At 53.0% G+C, this 21,280-nt stretch carries 23 protein-coding genes, 3 pseudogenes and 1 riboswitch; of the genes and pseudogenes, 2 read left to right on the forward strand and 24 right to left on the reverse strand.

The window, feature by feature from the left end:
* Positions 1-4 precede the first annotated feature (4 nt).
* Positions 5-66: riboswitch (Fluoride riboswitch) on the reverse strand.
* A 79-nt stretch (positions 67-145) separates the two neighbouring features.
* The 6 genes from aroH to GFC01_RS05050 all read right to left on the reverse strand — a co-directional run bounded on the left by aroH (position 146) and on the right by GFC01_RS05050 (position 3,498).
* Positions 146-523: a chorismate mutase gene (gene aroH / locus GFC01_RS05025; protein WP_152945544.1), complete on the reverse strand. Its 378-nt coding sequence runs from the start codon at positions 521-523 to the stop codon at positions 146-148.
* Positions 524-565: 42 nt separating this feature from the next.
* Entirely contained in the window at positions 566-985 is a 420-nt protein-coding gene (locus GFC01_RS05030) for a HutP family protein (protein ID WP_152945545.1), read from the reverse strand.
* Between the two features lie 230 nt (positions 986-1,215).
* Complete coding sequence (locus GFC01_RS05035; protein WP_152945546.1) at positions 1,216-1,680, reverse strand: hypothetical protein; 465 nt, start codon at positions 1,678-1,680, stop codon at positions 1,216-1,218.
* Between the two features lie 114 nt (positions 1,681-1,794).
* Entirely contained in the window at positions 1,795-2,568 is a 774-nt protein-coding gene (locus tag GFC01_RS05040; protein WP_152945547.1) for a pseudouridine synthase, read from the reverse strand.
* A gap of 158 nt (positions 2,569-2,726) precedes the next feature.
* Positions 2,727-2,963, reverse strand: a complete 237-nt coding sequence (locus tag GFC01_RS05045) for a HEPN domain-containing protein (RefSeq protein ID WP_152945548.1) — start codon at positions 2,961-2,963, stop codon at positions 2,727-2,729.
* Positions 2,953-3,498 carry a nucleotidyltransferase domain-containing protein gene (locus GFC01_RS05050; protein ID WP_207707580.1) on the reverse strand — a complete coding sequence of 182 codons (546 nt, stop codon included), beginning with the start codon at positions 3,496-3,498 and terminating at the stop codon, positions 2,953-2,955. The genes GFC01_RS05045 and GFC01_RS05050 overlap by 11 nt, the downstream gene beginning before the upstream one ends.
* A gap of 275 nt (positions 3,499-3,773) precedes the next feature.
* On the opposite strand from GFC01_RS05050, the gene GFC01_RS05055 reads away from it, so the two are divergent.
* Together GFC01_RS05055 and GFC01_RS05060 are read left to right on the forward strand one after the other, a co-directional pair.
* A complete protein-coding gene (locus GFC01_RS05055; RefSeq protein ID WP_152945549.1) occupies positions 3,774-3,920 on the forward strand; it encodes a hypothetical protein in 147 nt (48 codons plus the stop codon).
* Positions 3,921-4,122: 202 nt separating this feature from the next.
* Positions 4,123-5,774 (forward strand): annotated as a pseudogene (locus GFC01_RS05060) (IS1634 family transposase).
* A 145-nt stretch (positions 5,775-5,919) separates the two neighbouring features.
* Here GFC01_RS05060 and GFC01_RS05065 read toward each other — a convergent pair.
* The 18 genes and pseudogenes from GFC01_RS05065 to GFC01_RS05145 all read right to left on the reverse strand — a co-directional run bounded on the left by GFC01_RS05065 (position 5,920) and on the right by GFC01_RS05145 (position 20,215).
* Positions 5,920-6,132, reverse strand: coding sequence for a hypothetical protein (locus GFC01_RS05065; RefSeq protein WP_152945550.1), 213 nt, complete (start codon positions 6,130-6,132; stop codon positions 5,920-5,922).
* A gap of 226 nt (positions 6,133-6,358) precedes the next feature.
* Entirely contained in the window at positions 6,359-6,754 is a 396-nt protein-coding gene (locus GFC01_RS05070; RefSeq protein WP_152945551.1) for a hypothetical protein, read from the reverse strand.
* A complete protein-coding gene (locus GFC01_RS05075) occupies positions 6,709-7,389 on the reverse strand; it encodes a helix-turn-helix domain-containing protein (RefSeq protein ID WP_152945552.1) in 681 nt (226 codons plus the stop codon). The genes GFC01_RS05070 and GFC01_RS05075 overlap by 46 nt, the downstream gene beginning before the upstream one ends.
* Before the next feature lie 100 nt (positions 7,390-7,489).
* Positions 7,490-7,807, reverse strand: a complete 318-nt coding sequence (locus tag GFC01_RS05080; protein WP_152945553.1) for a transposase — start codon at positions 7,805-7,807, stop codon at positions 7,490-7,492.
* A gap of 475 nt (positions 7,808-8,282) precedes the next feature.
* Positions 8,283-8,825 (reverse strand): spore maturation protein, encoded by a 543-nt coding sequence (locus tag GFC01_RS05085; protein ID WP_152945554.1) that lies wholly within the window; start codon positions 8,823-8,825, stop codon positions 8,283-8,285.
* Between the two features lie 6 nt (positions 8,826-8,831).
* Positions 8,832-9,422, reverse strand: coding sequence for a nucleoside recognition domain-containing protein (locus GFC01_RS05090; protein WP_341473758.1), 591 nt, complete (start codon positions 9,420-9,422; stop codon positions 8,832-8,834).
* 58 nt (positions 9,423-9,480) lie between these two features.
* Positions 9,481-10,770 carry an FAD-dependent oxidoreductase gene (locus tag GFC01_RS05095; RefSeq protein ID WP_152945555.1) on the reverse strand — a complete coding sequence of 430 codons (1,290 nt, stop codon included), beginning with the start codon at positions 10,768-10,770 and terminating at the stop codon, positions 9,481-9,483.
* 275 nt (positions 10,771-11,045) lie between these two features.
* The gene (locus GFC01_RS05100; RefSeq protein WP_152945556.1) at positions 11,046-11,267 is read right to left on the reverse strand and encodes a DUF2283 domain-containing protein; all 222 of its coding nucleotides are present in this window, start codon (positions 11,265-11,267) and stop codon (positions 11,046-11,048) included.
* The gene (locus GFC01_RS05105; RefSeq protein ID WP_152945557.1) at positions 11,264-11,524 is read right to left on the reverse strand and encodes a DUF4258 domain-containing protein; all 261 of its coding nucleotides are present in this window, start codon (positions 11,522-11,524) and stop codon (positions 11,264-11,266) included. The genes GFC01_RS05100 and GFC01_RS05105 overlap by 4 nt, the downstream gene beginning before the upstream one ends.
* Positions 11,525-11,693: 169 nt before the next feature.
* Positions 11,694-12,074, reverse strand: a pseudogene (ytfJ, locus tag GFC01_RS19295) (GerW family sporulation protein); the annotation flags it as partial.
* A gap of 462 nt (positions 12,075-12,536) precedes the next feature.
* Positions 12,537-13,595 (reverse strand): annotated as a pseudogene (locus GFC01_RS19300) (recombinase family protein); the annotation flags it as partial.
* 2 nt (positions 13,596-13,597) lie between these two features.
* Positions 13,598-13,741, reverse strand: a complete 144-nt coding sequence (locus GFC01_RS05115) for a hypothetical protein (protein WP_152945559.1) — start codon at positions 13,739-13,741, stop codon at positions 13,598-13,600.
* A 213-nt stretch (positions 13,742-13,954) separates the two neighbouring features.
* Positions 13,955-14,164, reverse strand: a complete 210-nt coding sequence (locus GFC01_RS05120) for a hypothetical protein (protein ID WP_152945560.1) — start codon at positions 14,162-14,164, stop codon at positions 13,955-13,957.
* The gene (locus tag GFC01_RS05125) at positions 14,157-14,906 is read right to left on the reverse strand and encodes an EAL domain-containing protein (RefSeq protein ID WP_152945561.1); all 750 of its coding nucleotides are present in this window, start codon (positions 14,904-14,906) and stop codon (positions 14,157-14,159) included. The genes GFC01_RS05120 and GFC01_RS05125 overlap by 8 nt, the downstream gene beginning before the upstream one ends.
* Before the next feature lie 59 nt (positions 14,907-14,965).
* Positions 14,966-17,092: a VirD4-like conjugal transfer protein, CD1115 family gene (locus GFC01_RS05130; protein ID WP_152945562.1), complete on the reverse strand. Its 2,127-nt coding sequence runs from the start codon at positions 17,090-17,092 to the stop codon at positions 14,966-14,968.
* Between the two features lie 406 nt (positions 17,093-17,498).
* Positions 17,499-17,648: a hypothetical protein gene (locus GFC01_RS05135; RefSeq protein ID WP_152945563.1), complete on the reverse strand. Its 150-nt coding sequence runs from the start codon at positions 17,646-17,648 to the stop codon at positions 17,499-17,501.
* Complete coding sequence (locus GFC01_RS05140; RefSeq protein WP_152945564.1) at positions 17,645-18,766, reverse strand: site-specific integrase; 1,122 nt, start codon at positions 18,764-18,766, stop codon at positions 17,645-17,647. Before GFC01_RS05140 ends, GFC01_RS05135 begins: the two co-directional genes overlap by 4 nt.
* Before the next feature lie 255 nt (positions 18,767-19,021).
* Positions 19,022-20,215 carry a hypothetical protein gene (locus GFC01_RS05145; protein ID WP_152945565.1) on the reverse strand — a complete coding sequence of 398 codons (1,194 nt, stop codon included), beginning with the start codon at positions 20,213-20,215 and terminating at the stop codon, positions 19,022-19,024.
* Between the last annotated feature and the right edge of the window lie 1,065 nt (positions 20,216-21,280).

Here is a 21,280-nt window from a genome sequence, read left to right on the forward strand (position 1 = left end):
AACAGATCCAACAGGAGCTATCAGCTCATAGAGCATTTAAAGGCGAGCTCCATCGCCCTGATCTTTGATTTTATTATATTTTATGATAGCCGGTTGTTATTCAGGTGTCAATATGGCCCTGCGCAGGCGAAAACATTTTTCCAACCTATTGCGGCAGCAGATCGGTGCGCAGCCGGGTGGCTTCCCGCAGGTAGACGTGCTTGATTTCCCGCTGGGAGCGTGTGGTGTTCACATGAACCAGCACCCGGATGCACCGGGGCAGGCGGTCGGGTACATCGATTTCCCTGGCGCATAAAAGAGGGACGTATTTCCAGCCCAGCAGTTCCCGGGCGGCGGTGGCCGGGAATTCGGCGTTCAGATCATCCGTGACGGTGAAAAAAGCGCTGGCAATATCCTCCGGCTGCAGTTCATTTTCATCCATGATAGCCTGGAGCAGTTCCCCCGTGGCCTGAATGATATCCTCGGCCCTGTTCCGTTCTACCGTGATCGCTCCCCGGATGCCCCTTACGTAAATTTTGTCCATCCTTCCATCCTCCCCAATCTATTCTTCCCAATGAGCGCAACTTCAAGAGGAAACCGCCCGGTGCCCCAGCCCCACGGCCACTTCATCCAGGTGCAAAAGGCCCACACCAAAAAAAACGGCCACGCTGATATGATCGTGATAACGGGCGATGCCGATTTTACCCCCCACATTCAACCCGATGGCCTTGAACATGACCTGGGAGAGGGCCTCCCGGGTGGCACCGGCTACGGCCCCTTCTTCGGCGTGAACCTCCCGGATCACCCCTTCCCGTTTGGCGGCCACCACCGCCCGTTCGGTAATTTTGTTCACCGAAGTAACAAAATCACCGCCGTAATCCACCGCCGCCGTTTTAAACCCTTCCCGGGAATAACAGGCCTTTAATTCCCGCTCCTGTTCCCTGTCCTCGCTTAGAGCCATGGTCAGGGCCACCCGGGCCACCTGCCGGCTCCCTTGAAAGGCCATAGCACCCACCCCCAGATTGTTTTACCACTGCCCATGCACCTGTAAGGTTCATTATAAGCCCCTCCCGGTGAAAATACAACGGACCGGTAGAAAAACCAAAAATAAAGGTGGGACCGTAAATAGTTTTCCGGTCCTGAAAATCCGTCCCCCTTTGGGGGTTGGTAAAATGGAAGTCATTCTGGCAGATATGTATTTACATAATTACCGTGTCAAACAGTGGCGCCCTCTTTTTATTTAATATTGTATTTCCGCTCCAGGTTCTGACGATATTTTCTCACTTCTTCCGCCACGCGAAACATTAACCTTTCCAGTTCCACTTTTTGCAGGCTAATGGCGGCGGGGGAAATTATTTCGATTTTACGGAATTCCTCCCTGACGGCAAAACGAACCAGATCTTCAATGGTGTCGGCAATCAGTTCCAGAACCGCGGGTGCATAGGCCACTTCCTGGTTGTTTACATCGTCGTAAATGGTATAGAGTTCCAGACTGAGATCCACATCAAGTATATGTATGCCCTGAACTGGAATATTGCGCAGCATGGCCGCTTGCTGCTCCCGCATTTCTTCGGCTGCTTTTTCGGTGGATTTGCCACCGAAAAAGAGACGTCCCGGCCGCCCCACACCTTTAAAGTCCAGCCGTACCTTTGCCCTTATATCTCTTTCAGTGGAGTTTTCCCCGGATGCCGGACCAGTCAAAACTTCACCCCCCAGCAAAAAATACCATATCTTTACTTAATTCGCTGGAAGGCAAAGAAATTCCTGCCGGATTCGGTGAACAAACGGCTTTTCCGCAGCAGGAATGAATCCGGGTCATCGGGATTGACCGTTCCCCGGGGATGGCTCCGACACCGGTACCGGAGCAGCATTCAGCCCGGCCGCCCGTCTTAATAAGGCAACTTCCGCCGGTGTTAAAAAGCGGAATTGGCCCGGTTTCAGTCCCTGCAAAGTCAGGGGACCCAGAGCCGTTCTCTTCAGGCGGCGCACCGGGTGGCCGATTTTGTCGCACATCCGGCGCACCTGGCGGTTGCGTCCTTCGTGGATGGTTATTTCCAGCAGGGCGTTTCCCCCTCCCTTTTCCACCAGGGCCACCCGGGCGGGGGCGGTGGGTCCGTCATCCAGTAAAAGCCCCCGGGCCATCTGTGCCAGTTTGTCCGGGGAGGGAACCCCTTCCACCCGCACCCGGTAGGTCTTGGGCACCCGGTGTCCGGGGTGGGTGAGGGCGTGGGTCAGCTCACCGTCGTTGGTCAGCAGCAACAGACCTTCGCTGTCGTAGTCCAGGCGGCCCACGGGATAAACCCGGCCGCCCACCCCCCGCAGCAGGTCCGTCACCTTGCGCCGTCCCCGGGGATCGCTCAGGGTGGTGATATAGCCCCGGGGTTTGTTCAGTAAAATATAAACCTTCCTTTCCTCCCGGGGAAGGACCCGTCCGGCCACTTCTATGCGGTCCTTTTCCGGGTCCACCCGGACACCAGGGCGGGTGATCACCCGACCGTTTACTTTTACCAGGCCGGCGGCAATCATTTCTTCGCAGTGGCGCCGGGAGGCCACCCCTGCCCGGGCCATAACCTTTTGCAGTCGTTCCATGGACAATCATCCCGGGAAAACCGGGTGCATTCCCCTTTACAACGGTTAGCCGTCTCGCGTATTAAAAGCATTTTATCACAAAAGATGCCTTTGTAAAAACAGTCTCAAAAGGTCCGGGGAGTTGCTGAAAAGTTCAGTCCTTACCAATATTAGAAAATTTATTGTATATTCGGCCCGTGTTGACCCATGACATGATTTTCCGCCGGGGGCTGCGTACGGGGAATTTGCTGTCCTTGAAAGGCCAAAAAAGCTTTCAAAAATTTTTCTATTGCCTGCTGGCAGTGAAAACAGGCAGTGTCGAAAGGACCTTCACTGGCCAGCATCCGGCGGGCAGTCGCCAAATCACTTTCCGCTTTCAGGACCCATCCTTTCGCCAATTCGTTTTTATCCTTCATACAAAATTTTCCCTTCTCGCAAGATCGTTGTAATAAAGGCGTTGGGGACCGCTTTCCACTCCTCAATTTCTTCAGGTGTGTACACGACAATGTCCTTAGTCGGAAACAGGCCAGTTAATGCCCGGCGAATTGGCGCCGGACGCTTCCACCGGGGTAAATCGGAGTCCATTACAATAAGAATATCCAGGTCGCTATCCGGCCTGGAATTTCCCCTGGCACGGGAATCAAACAAAGCGATCAGTTTTGGCTTTTTGGTTACCGAAAGAATCCTTTGTACAACTTCAGATAGCAACTCTTCGGTAACCACAGGAGAACTCTCTTTGCCCAATGTTTTCCACCCCTTTCCTGATAGTATCGACAATTCCCTGGGATCCATAATCCCTGTGGGTATTTTGCTCATTTCTATACTGCCTTTTGCGTGCTCCTCATCGCTTATGTAGGCAAGATGATTGCCGGATTCAATAATACTGGCAATAGGCAGGATTAAAGTTTTGCTTCGGTTGATAATGCTTAAAAGCTCCTCTTCCACTTCCATATATAAATTATGAACCCTCAGCAAACAGCACAAGAAGTGTCCAAGAAATGTACCTGCCTCAATTACCCGATCTCCCTTCGGCCCACAGCATCAGGTCCTCCTTCTTTTTAGCGGCAGCAGACTGTAAATTGACCAGCCCTTGCGCCACACCAGATTCCCGTAGACGGTTATCCTGCTCATGCTTCCAGTTTAACATAAACCAGCGAAGAAAAGCAGGAAAAATTTGCAGATGTTTCAGGTTCGGGACTTTCCACCGGTGGGAAGGATCTTGCCCTTTGGCTGGTAACGTCTTCGACCGTAGTGTAAAGGCCCTGGCCCGGCGCTACCCCCAACCTTTCGTCAAAGTGGCCCTGGGGCTCAATCAGGAGATCCGCCAACGAGAGCGAGTAATCCGGATCTTCCCTAATGAGAAGTCCAACTGAAGATATAATTTATTCTTTTAGTTAAAACTTCATTTACTCAAGTTTGAAACTTTAGCGCCCCATACATTTCCAATTAAGCTAGAAATCCAGTAAAATCGAGGGCCTTAGTTGGCGGAATCCCTAAAAATGGCGAAAGTGTAGTGCCACGTCTATAAACATTTGCGTTTTTCGGTCCGTTTTAATATGGTATAATAAATATGCCATGTATGCCAGAACAAAAACATTCACCAACAAGGACGGCTCCAAAAGAACTTATGTCCAGATAGTCGAGGCCGTCAGAGAACACGGCAAAGTGCGCCAGAGAGTGGTGGCCAACCTGGGCCGGATAGACGAACTGCAGGAAGGCAGCCTGGACCGGCTCATCGCCAGCCTGGCCAAATTTTCCAAACAAAAGTGGATTCAGGCCGAAGCTGAGAAACTACTGGTACACAGGGCCAGGGAATGGGGGTTGGATCTGATCTTTCGGCACCTGTGGGAGCAACTTGCCTGGACTTCATCCTGCAACGGCACTTTTCCGGCGCATACACCTGCAAGCAGCTGGCAGAAGCCGTTTATGCCATGGTATTGAACCGGATCAGCGATCCCCTTTCCAAGCGGGGCGTAAACGAGTGGCTCACAGAAGTATACCGGCCGGCCTTTGACCAGCTGGAATTGCACCACCTTTACCGGGGGCTTGATTTTCTGGCTGAATACAAAGAGAAAATAGAAATCGACCTCTTTGACTCCATCAAAAACCTGTTCGATCTGGAAGTGAACATGGTTCTCTGGGATACCACCTCCACGTACTTTGAGGGCAACGGCCCCGAAGAACTGGGCCGCTACGGTCATTCCAAAGATCACCGTCCGGATAGAATCCAGGTGATGGTGGGTGTATTGATGACTCGCTCCGGTATACCTGTTGCCCATGAGGTCTTCCCCGGCAATACGGCCGACGTTAATACCTTCAGTCAAATTATTGCCGATGTGCGCCGGCGCTTTAACCTGACCCGGGTTATCTTTGTCGGTGATCGGGGCATGGTCAGCAAGGATTTACTGGAGCATCTGGACAAAAATCACATCGAATACATCGTGGGTATGCGCATGCGCAAAGTAAAGGACGTTGGGGCAGTGCTCAAAACGGGCGGCCGGTACCGGACAGTAAAAGACAATCTGAAAGTAAAGGAAGTCTGGTACGATGCCGACCGCTATATCGTCTGCTACAACCCGGTCCAGGCCGCACACGACAAGATGGCCCGCGAAGAAATGTGCCGGAAACTGGAAGAACAGCTAAAAAACGGCGGCATTAAATCACTGATTGGCAACCGGGGTTACCGTCGGTATCTTTTATTGAACAAGGATGCTGTGGTCGGCATCGACCAGGAAACCCTGCAAGAAGAAGCCCGGTATGACGGTAAATATGTCCTGCGCACCAACTCCCAACTATCCACCGACGAAGTGGCCCTGGCGTACAAAGACCTCTGGCGGGTGGAGCGGGCCTTCCGGACAATGAAAACCAGTCTGGATCTACGGCCGGTATACCACTGGAAAGACAGCCGAGTCCGGGGACACATCATGGTCTGCTTCCTGGCCCTGGTCCTGGAATCGGCCCTGCAGAGAAAGCTGGCCGAAAAAGAAATAGAACTGGAGTACGTCTACCTGCTCAGGGACCTGCAACAGTTGAAAGCAGTGGAACTCAGTATCGGCGAAGATAAGTACCTGTGCCGCACGGAACTGGTGGGCAACGCATATGAAGCCTTCAAAGCACTGGGCATACGTCCACCCCTAAAGGTAGCCGAAATCAAAAACGACAGTAACGGCACTTGCAAACAAAGCGCTCGGACATCCGGTGATTACCACACACCCTCATTATTGTAAAATGAAGGAAAGTGTAGTGGTACGTCTTTAATTATTGCCCCGGAGCCCTTGATTTTCGGGAGGTTTTAATTTGAAAGTTTCAAACTTCGAATTTAGAAAAAGCCGACCGGTTTAAAAAACATTTTTTGGATTAATTTCGATTTCTTTAATTCCCTGTTTGCCGGGGCCCGTCCAACCGTTTCAAATGTTCAATCGCCTGCCGCGGCGGGAGCCCGCCCTCGGTAATTACCGTGCCGTTGATAACTACCATCGGCAATTTTCCGCCAAAAGCACAGCCGGTAGCCTGCCGGTAGATCAACTCCACCCGGCTTCCGTAGAGACGTTGCAAAACTCCTTCTAAAAGCCGGTATTGGAACACCAGATCGCGTTCACCTAACGCGCATCCTTCCTGCGCTCATCCTGATGGTTGCCCCTGCTCATTGGCCGGGATGCTCCCGTAGACTTCCACAATCAGTGGCATATCCGCCATCCTTTTCGCCATTTCCTCTCACTTCCGCCCCATTCTTCTCGCTGCCCCATTAGTCCGGTGGATGTCAAGTGCGCCGGTTTCCAAAGCGTAGTGAGCCAGAATCAGGTGTAAATATTTACCTGGGTTTTAATTGAATTACTTTTTGTTTTTTATTTGCAGGTTTGTCCAGATTAATAACTCCATTAACCTTATCGTGCCGGTATAATTTTTCTTTTATTTTATCCTGGCTTTCTCCGGCCATCAAAGCCAGGATCGCTTCGCATTTCAAACGGTTACCCGCCTGCGACTTCTTAATTTCTTCCAGCAACTTTAACTCATTCTTTGCCCGGTCAGAGACGTTACTTTTCCGGCTTTCTTTTACGATTATATCATCACAAACGTCCATTGCTTCCAGCAGTTCTCTTTGATCGAGACGCAGGCCCTGCAGAAAATAAGAGTCAGTCAGACTTTTCCTTGGGAATTCCGCTATTTTTTGCAACAACAGCAAAGCCTGGCCCCAGTTAAAAACCAATCTGAACCTCGCTGGAAGTGGAAGCCAATCCGGTTATAATTTACTTCGGGGATAAACTTGCCGGCAAAGGCTTTATTCAAACGCTCCTTTAAATCATCCAGAATCTTTGTAATTACCTCTTCGGATAAGACTTCCCCAGGATGAAATTCCTGGTACATCAGATTTGCATCTTTGATCACCTGCTCCCGGCAACTCTTCACAAAATTATCCACTCCTTCAGGAAGCGCCTTGTTTAACAATTCCCGGCCTTCATTATTAACGCGGGCCAATTCTTTTTCGAAGAGTGGTCTGACTTTCTCCGGTATCCACCTTAGCTGGTTAGAAGCAGTCACCAACCGGTTCCGGGTCAGTTTTCGTGGGTAATGTCTGTTAATTTTCCTTTGAGGGCGCAGGATTGCCAATTCCTTACACAGACGATAAACCTTTTTCTTATTGATTATCAGGTTAAACTTTTTGCGCAAACAATAGCTCAACTTCAAGTAACCGTAGGCATATTCTTCACCGGCGATCAGCTCACAAATCCATTCTTTAACCTGTTCGTTGCTGACAATGGCACCGGATTTCGTCAGGGTGTAGTGAGATTTAGGGCGACCACCGGTATGAATACGGTTTTTAGGTTTTGGTCTCTTGTGCATTTTGTGGTAATACGTGGAACGGCTAATTCCAATAATTCTTAGTACAAGAGATATTTTGTAACCTAAAGATATCCATTTTCTAGCAATATCTATTTTATCATCAAGTGTGGGTTTGTTTTTTTAGCAGGTCACGGAGAATGGCAATTTCCAGGTCTTTTTCTCCGAGGAGTTTTTTGAGCTTTTCATTCTCCTGTTTAACTGCTTTATGTTCTTTGGGGGAACATGATATCCTTAGCGTCTCCCCCTTTTCCTGGCCTGTCGGGTGAAGGGTTCCATGCTTCTTGTAGGTCCTTACCCAACGACTGATGAGGGATGGAGCAACATCATACCTGCGGCCAACAATAGAAGCGTTACCTGTTTCCATGGCCTCCTTAACAATTTGCATTTTTTGCTCTGGTGAGTACTTTTTTCTAGTCATTCAGGACTACCCCCCTACTGCATAATGTAACAGATTTAAGTCAAACTGTCCAATACAGTTAGGGGGCTTGAGAGGAAGAAGTTAAGGTACCGCCAAGTCTTTTCTTTGGTGTCGTAAACGGACGCATCGACATGGCCACAGGCAGGACAGTCAAATGTACTTCCGGTGGGATAACCTACCCAAATGTCCAGCCGATTTTGGTCTGCAGAAAATTGTATGTCAAGTACCTGCCAGGGGGGTGTTAAACCTAAGGCGGCAGCGAATAGAGATCTATAATCCATCACCATCATCATCGGAAGAGCCTCTCAATAAGGATTTTAAGTCAAGATTCGTTATGGCAAGAAGCTCTTCCTGCAAAAACTAATGAATGACAGTTTATGCCATAAATACCATGCCAATTCCTAATATTATTTCCTTTTTTAGTTTGGGTACATTTGTACGCCCACACGATCTAGCGAGGAACCAAATTTTTAAATTAACCACCCGCCCCGAAAACCTTCTGCACAATAAACACTGACGCCACCAGGCTGGTGAAGTCTGCCACCAGCCCGGATATGATGGCGTAGCGGTAGCGGGATATGCCCACTGAACCAAAATACAGGGTCAGGACATAAAAGGTGGTGTCGGTGCTGCCCTGCATGGTGGAAACCAGGCGGCCGATGAAACTGTCCGGCCCGTGGGTGGCAATGATGTCCGTGGCCACACCCAGGGCCGCCCCGCCCGAGAGGGGGCGCATTATGGCATGGGGCAGCACTTCCGCCGGGAAACCCAGGGGATCCAGCAGGGGGGAGAGGACCCGCACCAGCACATCCATGGCCCCCGAGGCCCGGAAGATGCTGATGGCCACCAGCATGGCCACCAGGTAGGGTATGGTTTTGATGGCCGTGGCAAAACCCTGGGCCGCCCCTTCCACAAAGGTTTCAAAGACGGAAACGCCCCTGAGCATGGCCGCCAGGGGCACCAGCAGCAGGGTCAGGGGTATGGCCCAGCGGGAAATTTCATTGATTATTTCGTACATGAACGATCACCCCTGCCGGCCGTAAAAAAAGCGTAAAATCCGGTCCACCACCACGGCCACGGTCATACCGCAGGCGGTGGCAAAGATGGTGGTGCCCACAATGGCCGTGGGATCGGTGGAACCGTACATCACCCGGATGCCGATAATGGTGGTGGGGATCAGGGTAAGACAGGAAGTGTTCAGGGCCAGGAAAGTGCACATGGCATTGGTGGCCGTTTTAGGATCCCCCCGGTTTAACTTTTGCAGTTCCTGCATGGCAATGAGCCCCATGGGGGTGGCCGCATTGCCCAGTCCCAGGATATTGGCGCTCAAGTTCATGATGATGGCGCCCATGGCCGGGTGATTGGCCGGAACATCGGGAAAAAGAAAACGGCTTAAGGGACGCACCAGACGGGCCAGCGCCCGCACCAGGCCGGCCGCTTCGGCCAGTTTCATAATCCCCAGCCAGAAGGTGATAATGGCAATCAGGTTTAAAGAGGTTTTCACCGCCTTGTCGGCGCCCTCCAGAGCGGCCCGGGTGACCACTTCAATCTGCCCGTTGGCCCCCGCCACCAGAATACCGAAAACGATCATTCCCAGCCAGACGTAATTGACCACTACCCGCACCCCCGCTTGTCGGCCTGTCTGATCTTTTTTTATGTGGGACGGGCCGGGATTAGAACCGGGGGTTTTTTAATAGCTTTTGGCGGTATATATTCCGCAACCCCAGTTTTTCCACCCGTTCCCGGACGACCTGCACATCGGTGGTGTACAGGCCCCTTTCCTGCATGCGCTGGAAATAGACCGAGCCGGAAAAGGTGTATTTTTTCGTTAATCCATCCGGGGTTTTCATCTCCCGGTGCATGAAGGCTATAATGTCCCCCACAGCCAGGTCAACGGGCAGGACCAGCGGTTTTAATCCGACCATATAACGGGCGGCGTTGTGACCGGCCAGAAAACCGGTGGCAATGGCCTCGGTGTGCCCCACCAGCAGGCCCGTCTTTTCCCCGGCACAGAACAGGTTCTCTACACCGTGTACCTGCAGGGCGTCATCACAGGGAGCAATGGCCATGAATCTCACGGAGTTGCCCCGGCCGCCGGAATAGGGATCGGCGTAACGGGCCTCCTGGAACCCGTCCAGTTTGCGCAGTACCTCCAGGGGAAAATAGGGGGTCATCAGCTTGGCGTGACCCGTGTCCAGCAAAATCAGGTTGCGGGCGAACTCCTCCAGGTTGTATTGCTGGCAGGCCTTGCGGCTCAGCAATTCATGCTTCTGGATGTGGGCGGGCAGGGGCAGCACCACCTTGCCTTCCCTCTCCAGACGGTCCACCAGCCAGGTGGCCAAGGATTTTTTGTCCAGCTTGCAGGAGCCGCTCATGGCCTCGAAATGGGGAAAGCCGTCCCCGGCCCGGATTTCTTCGATACCGGCCTTTTCCGTCAGACTGACCCGGGGACCGAAGGTGGGGCAGCGCAGGATACACATGGCGCACCCGGAACCATGGCGGGTACAGTTTTTAATCGGTCCGGCCGAACCGGTGGTATCGATAAATACATCCCCGGGGTGGTTTTTTCCCCGGGCCGTATAAATCTCCGTAAGCCGGGGGCCCTTTTTTAAAACGCCCACCACCCGGCTCTGGAACTGCACCTCGATGCCCATGTCCAGCAACGCCCGGCGGATTACCGGTTCTATTCTGGTGACGTCATAGAGGGTGGCGTGGCGGTGGCCGGGAAAGTCCAGCCAGCGGTGCCTGGCCACCCCTTCGATGTGGCGTATAAAGTCACCGCCCCCCATGGCCCATATTTCTTCCAGGGCGGTAAACCGGCCGTTGTTGCGCATGATGCCGCCCACCAGGCCCGTGCCCAGCAGCATGTCGGTTTTCTCCAGCAGGGTGACTTTTGCCCCGGCCAGGGCGGCGGCAAAGGCGGCGGCGCAGCCGGCCCATCCACCACCAACTACAATTACCATTACCCACTCCCCCTAAAAAGGGCCGGAAAGCACCTTTTTGCCAGTATATTCCGTCAAAAGGGGAATGGTCATTTTCCTGCCGGGCATGGTCGATAAATCTTCCCTGGTGGGCAGAGGATGGCCGAGGTATGTTTTTCCTGCAGTGTAAATATATGACCGCAGGATGGCATGATGTTTTACTCATATATCTTTCTTTGTCCTGTAACCTATAGCATTATCCCTGGAGCGAATAAAGCGCAAAATGCCCGTTCTCGGGCCGAACAGGCGATAAAAGGCTATAACGCTTTCTGCTTCCGTGTTTCAGGAATCTCAAGTTCAACAGTTAAAGGTGGTTTTCCCAGTTTGATGGAGGCGTATAAAATCTCCAACCCCAGAGGATTTCCATTTGCGTCCAGATCAAGCAACACACCTGGCGAGACTTCATCAGTTTCTTCGATTTTGCCTTCTTTGAAACGAATGTATAGAGCATCCGCTTCGGGGTCGTAACGTAATCTCAACGGTCACCCCTCCAGTATTTCCTTATTTTTGAGGTCCGGTATACTGTTAAAACTACTGATATATCGGCTTCAAATTTCACCGCAACGCGTAGCAGATAATCTTTTTCCCTTTCACGATAAATTTTTTGCAAAATAAATATACCCTCTGCCTGAGAAACCATTTGATCAGGATTAACTATGGTTTCATCCACAAGCGCTTTAGAGATTCCCCGTTCCAGCATCTGTTTTTGCGCATGATATGTATAGCGGATGGACAAAAACGCGCCCCCAATTTAATGATATAGCCTATTATAGCCTGTTTTGCTTACTCTTTAAAGACTAATTTAATGTGATATTTGAACAAATTTTTTCAAAAAACCAGCTTTAATGCAGTTTTATACCTGTAAAATAAAAACCCGCCCTTTTATGGACGGGTGCCATACCGGCTTACACCGGCGGGATGGTGGCGGCCGGAGGCGGCGGTGGCGGGGAGCCCATTATGGCTGCACGCTGGTGGTCATCCCGTTTGAACATGGACTGGATCTGGGAGAGTACCTGCGGAGCCAGGTCGATGATCCGGTCGATAATTACGTTGCTGTCCACGGGCAACAGGCGTATCTGGCCCTGACCCACCACCAGAAAGCCCACCGGCTGCACTGAAACTCCCGCTCCGCTGCCGCCGCCGAAGAAGGGCATCTGTTCCCCCTCGCCCATCTGGCGCCCCTCGGGTTCCAGTTCCCCGCCGCCAGCGCCAAAGCCGCAGGCCACCCGGGAAATGGGTATGATTACCGTCCCGTCGGGCGTTTCCACGGGATCCCCCACCACAGTGGGCGATCCACTGTACCTAAAAGCTTCCCTGGGTACTCTACCTTGAATTTCCACGCGGGTATCGGTTACAGTGACTCTTTCTACGAGGAGATGGACTATCCGGCTCTTTTCTTCGAATGTGAGTTCATCAATACGGCCGGCGTATTTCATAGCCAACTCTTTCAGGGATTCCAGATCTTCTCCCGTCGGGTCCACTGTTGAGAGTTCTTCTTGGAGTCTTGCCAGGCGGGCGGCCAAACTTTCCTGCCGCCTCTTTATTTCACGGGCCACTTCCATGTACATTTGTTCGTCCACAAGCCCTTTAGTGTACGCCGCAAATGCTCTTTTTCGTTCTGCGCTAACTGTGGTTATTTCCTTGACTATTTCCTTGATCTGGCATTCTATTTCAGCCTTTCTTTCGGGACTCCGCATTTCATTGAGTAGTTTTTCCGGATTGCAAAGCCACCCGGCAACCACGCCCCAGACTACATCATCCAGTGGTGCAGCCTGAATATGGGACATATTGCAACTCATAGCCTGCTGTCGATCGAAATTGTTTTTTTTGGATGCGCAGAGATAGTATTTATACGTCTTGCCGTTTTTGCCCCGGTAAGATGTTCCCCATACGGGTTGCCCGCACACCCCGCAGCGGACCAGACCGGAGAGAAGGTACTGCTCGTTGATCATTTTGCGCCTTCTCGCCCGGGCTGCCTGTGCTCGTTCCCAGGTGATGGCATCTACAATAGCGGGCACCGCGAGAGGTATCCATTCCTCATGAGGCCGTTCGCGCTTCCTGAGTTTCTGACCCGGCGGCAGGTACTTGTTATTTAAAAGGCCGGTGCAGTCGTAGCGGTTAACGTACATTAACCCCATGTACGCCGGGTTTTTAAGTATGCGGGCGATAACGCCCCGGTACCATTTACCTCCCCGCGGTCCCGGTATCCCCATCTCCGTTAACCGTCTGGCTATCACATGCGGCCCGTCTCCTGCCGCCGCCCAGGCAAACATCTGGCGTACTACGCTTGCTTCCTGATCATTTATCACCAGTTTCCCCGGTTCCTCCCGGTAGCCGTAGGTCGGCAGGTGATGGGGCTTTTCACCCTTTTTTGCCTTGGCCAACCTGCCCATCTTTGACCGGGCTACAATTTTCTCTTTTTCGTACTCGGCAATGGCTCCGCGCAGGGAGTAGAAAAGTCTGCCTTCCGGAGTGTCCTTCCAGTCGAAGTTTACGAACTCCAGCCGGCAGCCGGCCTTTTCAATCTCTTCCGTGATAATCAGCTGATGGGCCAACTTTCGAGAAAGCCGGTCAGGGTCAAGGCACACGAACAGTTCAGCGCGGCTCTCCTTTATTGCCTGTAAAGCACTTTCCAACCCCGGACGGGCTAATATCTCTCCCGACACCCCTTCATCGGCGAAATCTTTTATCTCTTTCGCGCCAAGCGAGTACGCTTTTACTCTACATGCTTCACGCTGAGCATCGAGACTGTAACCGTGCTTTGCCTGCTCTTCTGTGCTCACCCTTACATAAACAATTGCCAGCATGGTTAAGACGCTCCCTTTGCTTTGTCTTTACGGACCAGACATTCAATCAGATATCTTCTGGCCTCGCTCAGTAACTTCCCCCCGTCCTTACTGTCGCTGTATTTCACCACGACAAGTCGGGGTTTCCAGGTAATTCTCCGTTCCAACCCGCCCATCCTCCTTTCTTCTCATATTCCCTGTAGATTCCAGTTCCACCATCGGGACAAAATTGCAGCATTCGCCGTCTTTTGGAAATTCCTTGCTGACGAGGCACTTATTTAACGCGTTCAGGTAAAACACACAACAACAACAAAGCATAAGGCAGACACTCCCTCCTGGTTAAATTTTGTGTTAATTGCCATTTCTTTATACCCCGCAATCTAAAACAGCACCGGCCCTCGGTCCCTCTCCCTTTTCAGCGCCTCCAGGCAGGCGTGGAAAACGGCCCGGCCCACTTTCTCCCTGGGGATGTTTTTGTAGCGGCCGTTCTGGGAGAGACGACAGATGGCCAATACCCTCTTTTCGCCGTTTTGTATGCGGTCTGTGGCGGCCAGCAGTTCGTCCCTGATCGTTATGGTCAACTCATCCACGATATACCGCCTGCCTTTCCTTTACGGGATTTTGCGCCCAGTATTCCGCCGGCCGGGGTTTGCCGAAGTAGAAGCCCTGCACCAGATGGATGCCGGCCATGACGGTTTCCAATAGCTGCTTTTCCGTTTCCACGCCTTCGGCGATCACTTCGATGCCCGCCCGCTGGGCGTAGTCCACCAGGGTGCGGACCATGGACCGGTAGCGGTCGGCGGCGCCGTTCTTGGGTTTCATGAGCCCCTCGATGAAGGAGCGGTCCAGTTTTAAAAAGTCGGCCTGAAATTCGCACATGTTGGCCAGGGCGCGATCACCTGCGCCCACGTCGTCCAGGGCGATGCGCACGCCGGCCGCGCGCAATTGTTCCTGTGCTTTCGCACACGAGCGGATCTGGCCGGACGATTCGGTTATTTCAATCACCGCCCGACGCCGCAGGCCGCCCAGGCCGTCCAGGATGGCTTCCCAGTGCCCGGCCAGGGTAAGGGGGTGAAAGTTCAGAAACAGCAGCTTCCCGGGCGGAAGGGAACCGGCATTGTTCAGCGCTTCGCGAAAGCAGGCCAGTTCCAGTTCGGTCCGCAGGCCGTGAGACGCGGCTGCAGTAAAAAGATCGGCCGCCGCCTGCAGCGGCCCGGCCGGCCCCCGGGTGAGGGCTTCGTAACCCATGATTTCTCCTTTGCGCAGGTCGTGGATGGGTTGGAAAAGAGTGCAGATTCTTCTTCCGGCGATGATCTCCCGGATTAAATCCATATTTATGCCTCCTCCAGCGTACTTAAAAAGGGACCCCCTGCAGGGCCCCTTCGGTCGGTTTACCACGGTACGACTGTTCGGCCGGTTCCGGCGGCCGGTGGCTCCGGTTCTTTCACGGCATTTTTGTTTTTCATTTCATACCCCGGATCTGTTGGCGCCGGCGGCGGGGGGGTTGGGGGTTCCGTTTGTACCGGTTCGATCTGTTCACGGCCCACATTTTCAGGGATTGATGTCACGGAATGCGCCGGGACCAGGCGTTCCGCCGGTTCATCCGGGCATACCGGCGTTTCCGGTTCGCGCTCCTGCAGGCTGGCCGCCCGGTTCCGTGGTGTTACCTGGTTTAGTTGTTTCAACTCCGCCGCTTCGGGGAATTCGGTGTACCCGAGGGTCGATAGAAGTGCCGGGACCCGTTCCCTGTCGTTGGGGCTGGGCAGGAAGACTATGCACTGGCTGGCCGGCATGCGGATGATCTCGTCGGGCGTCATCAGCGGCCGGGCGGTCACACTGCGGTTTTCCCGTTCGTCGAAGATGGCCGGCCCGGTCAGCGGCCTGATTTCCCGGCTCCGGTTGCTGGTCTCGACCGTGGTTTTGCCGAGCTGCCTGCTCACGTAATCCGCAGTGTAGTCGTCCTCCACCTTCAGCACCACCACGGTGCTGCAACAGGCGCGGATTTCCTGCCAGGAGTCCCGCCCGTAAACCCTGATGAGCTGGGGCAGGCTCTGGATGATGACGTGGCATTCGATGCCCCGGCTGCGGGCGGTGGCAATTTTTTTTTCGAAATCCGGAATGCTGACGATGTTGGCAAATTCGTCCAGCAACATCTTCACCGGCACCTCCAGCCGGCCGTTTTTGTTCGCGTCCGCCTGCTCGATGAGGCGGATGAAGGTGAAAGTGAAAAACAGGGACGCCAGGAAGTTGAACGCCGGGTGGGTGTCCGGCGTAATGACGAAGTAGGCGCACTTTTCTTTTCCCGGCAGGTTCAGGTCGATTTCCGATGCTTCCGTTATGCGCCTCACTTCTTCCTGCTGGAACGTCTGCAGCCTGGTGCCCAGGCCGATGATGATATTGCCCCACACGTTTTCGCCGGCCATTTTGGATATCATGTACGGTCCGTAGGCCGGGTGGTTGTGTGGCAACTTTTCGAATTTGCGGTTGACCGCATCCTTGTCACCCGAGGCGATGAGGTCGTATATTTCGCCCATGGTGCCGCGCCGGCGGTCGCCGTTTTCGTCGTAGCAGACGTACAGGGCCAGGGCTTTCAAAAGGTTTTGCTCCGCGCGGTCCCAGAAACCGTCCCCCCCTTTCTTGGGGCCGCCTTCGGTGGTGGCGATGACCACCTGGGCGAATACGTCCGCGTCCAGGGGGGTGCGGATCTCATCGAGAAAGTTCTTGACGTGGGATTCCCACATACGCACCAGGTTGAGGACTTTGACGACGTACCCCTTGCTCTTGAGAAAGGCCGCCATGTCCCGGTACAGTTCGCCCTTGGGGTCCGTGACGATAATGCTTTCACCGCCGCGCACGGCGGTGAAAATGTTGGAGCGCACGTAGCTGTAGCTTTTGCCGCAGCCCGGGCTGCCGATGACCAGCACGTTCTTGTTGTGCCGCGCTTTGAGCTTTTGCGGGATGCGCACGGGTTTGTTTTTGTGCTTGCCCAGAAGGATGCCCGGGCCGAAGCCGAATTCCAGCACCCGGGCCAGATCCCGCGCTTCCGCCCAGCGGGCGCTGCCGTGGGTGGCGTCGCCGGGTTTCATCCTGATCCCGCTCCATCCTGTTCCACAGCGGTATCTTCTCCCCAGCCACCAGCTGAAAGCGCCCAGGGCGGCAAAACCGTGCAGATACAACCAGACCTTTCCAGGCCCGGGGTTGGTTAATTCAGACCCGGTCAGCCAGGCCCGGGCCGTGCTAAAGGGGTGGTGCCAGTACCAGGACACGGCATCGAAGGCATGGGCTGCTGCGGCCTTCTCAGCCGGAGTGGCAAATATGGATTGCCCCTTCAGCCAAGTCCCGAGGCCGTGCAGCCACGCGGCCGCCGTGCCCAGGGTCCAGACGTCCAGGACGTATGCGCCGGCCAGGCCCAGCGCCGAGGCGCCGGCGACGGCCGCGGCCTTTCGGACCGGGGAAAAGTCCCGGAACCTGGATAGGATATTATCGCCGGCATGGGAAAGGGTTTCGATTGCCTTCATAAAAACCACCTCCAATGAAAAAAGCCCGGCTCTAATGCCAGGCGAAATGGTTGACAATCCGATTGCAGCGGTATATTATGATCTTAAACAAGTGGGAATACTGGAAATGCGGTGGGTCCGCCTCACATGTCGGGGCTTTCACTGAGACCCTTGGAACCGTTGCCGCGGTCTCAAGGGTTCTCGGCTACTTGCGCCGTTCAGTCATGTGGACGATGAGGGTGAGAAAAAGTATAACCGCGATTACGATTTGGATTGCGTCTGATGCCGAAAGCATTCCTGCCCCACCCCCTTTCGGAAAAACTTCCCCGGCAGGTGAGGCCCGTATTCCAGTGTTCCCGGGATAATTATACCATGCTTTGCCGGTGATTCGGCAAATTTTTTATTTACCGGTATAGACCGTGGTTACTCAATTTACCGCGCAAACCGTGTCCACCTTCACGTCTATCGTTTTTGCCAACACGGGCACAGCAATACCAGGTAAAGCAGAAATCTGGGGGTTCACACTCGGTAGAAAATAATCAGGTCTTTTTTGATCTTTATTTTCTAAAGTTTTCATTCTTTTTTGCCCCCTCTTAAATTCCCCTTCCTTGGAACATAAGCATAAGTGACATCAAGCCGGTTGTGCCCCAAATCCTTACTGAGTTTCAACCTGGCCAGACAATCCATCTCTCTAGCCAGACGCCGGCGCTCTTTGGTGTTTCGACCGGCTTTCGCCCACCCTTCCACGATATCCTTTGCCTTTCGTTCGCTTACTCCATACTCATTGCTTAACCCTTGCCAGTTTTTTGACTGCACCAGGCTACGGACCTGGTCTAAATATTCCGCGTGCCGGCGCACGGCAAACTCCTTCCGGAAGCCGTGCAGTCCCCGCCCGGTGAATCCTTCCTTCTCCGCCGCCTCCTTCACCACCCGGTGCAGAAAGCAGGCTGCCCGCTTTTTTTCTTCCCGCATCTGCTCCGCCATAGGGCGCTCCCCGGGTACATTCGAATCCTTGAATAATCCTGCGAAAAGGGGACTATCCTTGTTTTCCACCCGGGCGACAAGTCTCTCCATGAAGTCCTGGTAGCGTGAATCGTATCGCACCGTCCTCCACTTGCCGCCCTTTTCCAGAAGTGTTACCGTCCCGTTTTTAGTGTTGATCCTCGAAGCGCGAACTCCTTTTTCACCGATGTCCACGAGGGATTCCAGCCGGCAGCCGGTGGCCCGGCAGAAGCGGAGGGCGTCCGCCACCTTCGGACCATACCTTGCTTCCACTTCGCTCACAATGCGATCCGCCTGCCGCTGTGTGTAAGCAGGACCACGCTGGGGCGTATTTTCGCCCCTGATCCTTTTGGGCAAACCCCATTTTTCACGGCGTGCGCATCTTTTTGTGGGGATTTTCCAATCCACCCGGCCGTAATAGTGATTGACCAGGTTTTCTATCTTTTTCAGGCACGAAATATCCGTCTGCAGCGTCGCTGCGGTGATTTCCCCGTTTTTATACTGGCCAAGGCGCTTTTCAATGTAGCCATTTATGTCTTCTGCAGTTACCGTTACCATCTTGAAGACCGGCGTACCTTTTTGCTCCGCCAACCAGTTGGCAAAAGACATGCCGACCGTGCGCACTTTCTCATACGTGTTGGCATGATAAATGGATATGCTCCGGATCTCCGCCGAGTCATCCCTTTTTGACATCCCATATCTCCGCGCTCGGTTTACCAGAGTCTTCACCTGCATGTAAATTGTCTTTGACCTGCTGCCGCGCCCCATGTTGTTGTTAGCCCCCCCCTTTTTTTAATTGCATAAAAAAACGGCCTGAAAGGCCGCTGCAAACCACTGCCCGATATGTATACATTGTTCAGGAAGCCCCTCGGATAGGCAAACTAGGTTACCACGGTATACCACAGTTAAGTCAAAGGGGGCAGGATATATCGTCTTTACGGCAAGTCTTTACACCCGCGTGACCCGCACTTCCATGCCGGCCGCCAGGGCGTCGTCAATGCCTTTCTTTTCATCCCACACCGCCCGGCTGACCGCCAGGCCGTGTTTTTTCAGTTCCACTTTCAAGGTCAGGTACGCCCTCGCCACTTCCGGGTTTGTTTCTACGTCCTCGAGCGCGATCACTACCTCTTTCGCTCCCAACTCTTGGATGACCGGTATCACTGGTCGCCAGGTGCAGGCGCTCAACGCGCCCACCACGACGGCGCCCAGGTGCTTGCTGGCGATGTCCGCCTTTAGCGGTCCTTCGGTGATCCAAATCCGCCGGTCTTTGATTTCCGCCGGTATGGCTACGTGAGCCGGGGTGCCGCAGGAGCAGCCGCCCCGGCTCTGATGTCCTCTATTCTTTCGAGCTAATATTTCCTTTTTTGCTTTACAAATATAATATTGAACCTTTCCTGATGGCATAATTCCTTTTTTCACGACTTTTACATATTGACCTTTTAAAAATCCCGACTCCCATTCACTTACATATTCAGGTTCATCCCAAACGATGTCAATGATACTTTTTAAAACATTCTGTATTTCCTCCAAAGTCAGGTTTATCGAATCTTCTTTTATCTCTTTTTCCAAAGCATAATTTGCCATTTTTGACCTATGCTCAGGGCACAGTCCATGTTTTTTTATGGCTAATAAATGTTCTTTAACAGGATAACCCTTATTCTTTGCAAAGTCATATTCAGGATATAATTTACTTATTTCACGCATTTTTTCATCGCATGTAGCTTTTGCCACAATAGCTGCCGCTGAAACATTATCATATTTTCCATCAGCATTCTTTATGGCTTCATGATTACTCTTTATCCAGCTTATTTTTTGTCCGCCATCCAAAATAATTTTAATTCCTGGATAAACTTTTAATACACTTTTCGCACATTTACTCCAAAGTGAGTATCTTGCATTTTTCCACCCCATTTCATCTACTTCAGAAGGACCTTTAAAGAATACTTTGCAAAACAACGCTTTACTCCTAACAATGGACGCAATTCTTGAAATAGTGCTGGATTTAAGTAATTTACTATCCACAGGCAATTCATTAATACCATGATCTTCTGGTAAGACAACTACACAAGCAACCATTGGACCTGCAATAGAACTAACCCCAACCTCATCTATTCCCGCATATAATTTAGAGTCGCATTTCATAACGCCAAATCTCCTTATAACGTCTCCTAATGTGAACTAACTGATTTACAATACAATTCTCTCAATGGCTGCATTATTCCTGCTTGGATCTGCCCATCTTATTCTTTTCTTGATCTATTTTTCTGCCGGCCCTGCCGGGCCGAAAAAAGGCAACGGCAAAGCAGAGCTTTGCTGTTTTTTTGCGCCGCCGGCTGGCGACGTTTATTCGCTCCGCTACGCTTCACGAATAAACGTCGCCTTCGGCTCCGGCGCCCCTTGCGGGGCGGCTCCGCTCCAGAGAGCTCCGCATTGCCGCCGCAGGCGGTGCGCGCCGCGTCCTCGCGGGGTAGCGCCCTTCCTGCTGCGGTTCGCCTTTACCAGGCTCCCTTCGCCGCCACCCGGGAACGCTCCCCGGACGCTGCGCGAAGTGTGCGCCTGACGGCGTTTTACCCGCCGTTCGCCCGGCGGAGTATGTAGTTGTCCTTCCTTCCCGGTCCCTCCAAGCCCGCTTGCAGCGGGTGTAACAATTTTGTCCCGTTGAGCCTATGGCGGGGAATTGCCTCAGCCGTCCGGGAGTTAATTGTCTTTTCGGGCAACACATCCGGTCCCGCACTTGCGAATAGTGCGGTAAAATGCGCTCTCGCCGCGCCGGGACACCCTCTGTCCAGCACGGGTCATCGACGTTGACCTACCACGCGCAAGCTGCTACTTAAGCAGCCGGGGGTAATCGGTCATCAAGAAGGGTTGAGGGTGCCAAATTACCCGGAAGGGGGTAATTCGTGCCCAGAAACAAAGCCCCTGAGCCAGGCATTAAGTTGATTAGTTAATTATCGTTCCAAGGGAACCGGCCTCAAAGCCGGCTCCCGTCATCAACCAGAGATCCCGGTTAGCGCCCGCTTCAGCGGGCGGGGAAGGCGCCGGTCTTAAAACCGGCATCCTTCGTAGTTAGTTGATTGCGGTGTTTTCGATTAGGGAGCCGGCCTTGCAACCGGCTCCCCTCGATTCTCAAACTTCCACAAGCAACTCCCGGTAATCGCTTTTGTTGAACTCGTCCAGGCTGCCGTCATCGTATTCGACTTCCAGGTA

It is taken from the genome of Desulfofundulus thermobenzoicus (genome assembly GCF_009428905.1).
GTDB classification, from domain to species: Bacteria; Bacillota; Desulfotomaculia; order Desulfotomaculales; family Desulfovirgulaceae; genus Desulfofundulus_A; species Desulfofundulus_A thermobenzoicus.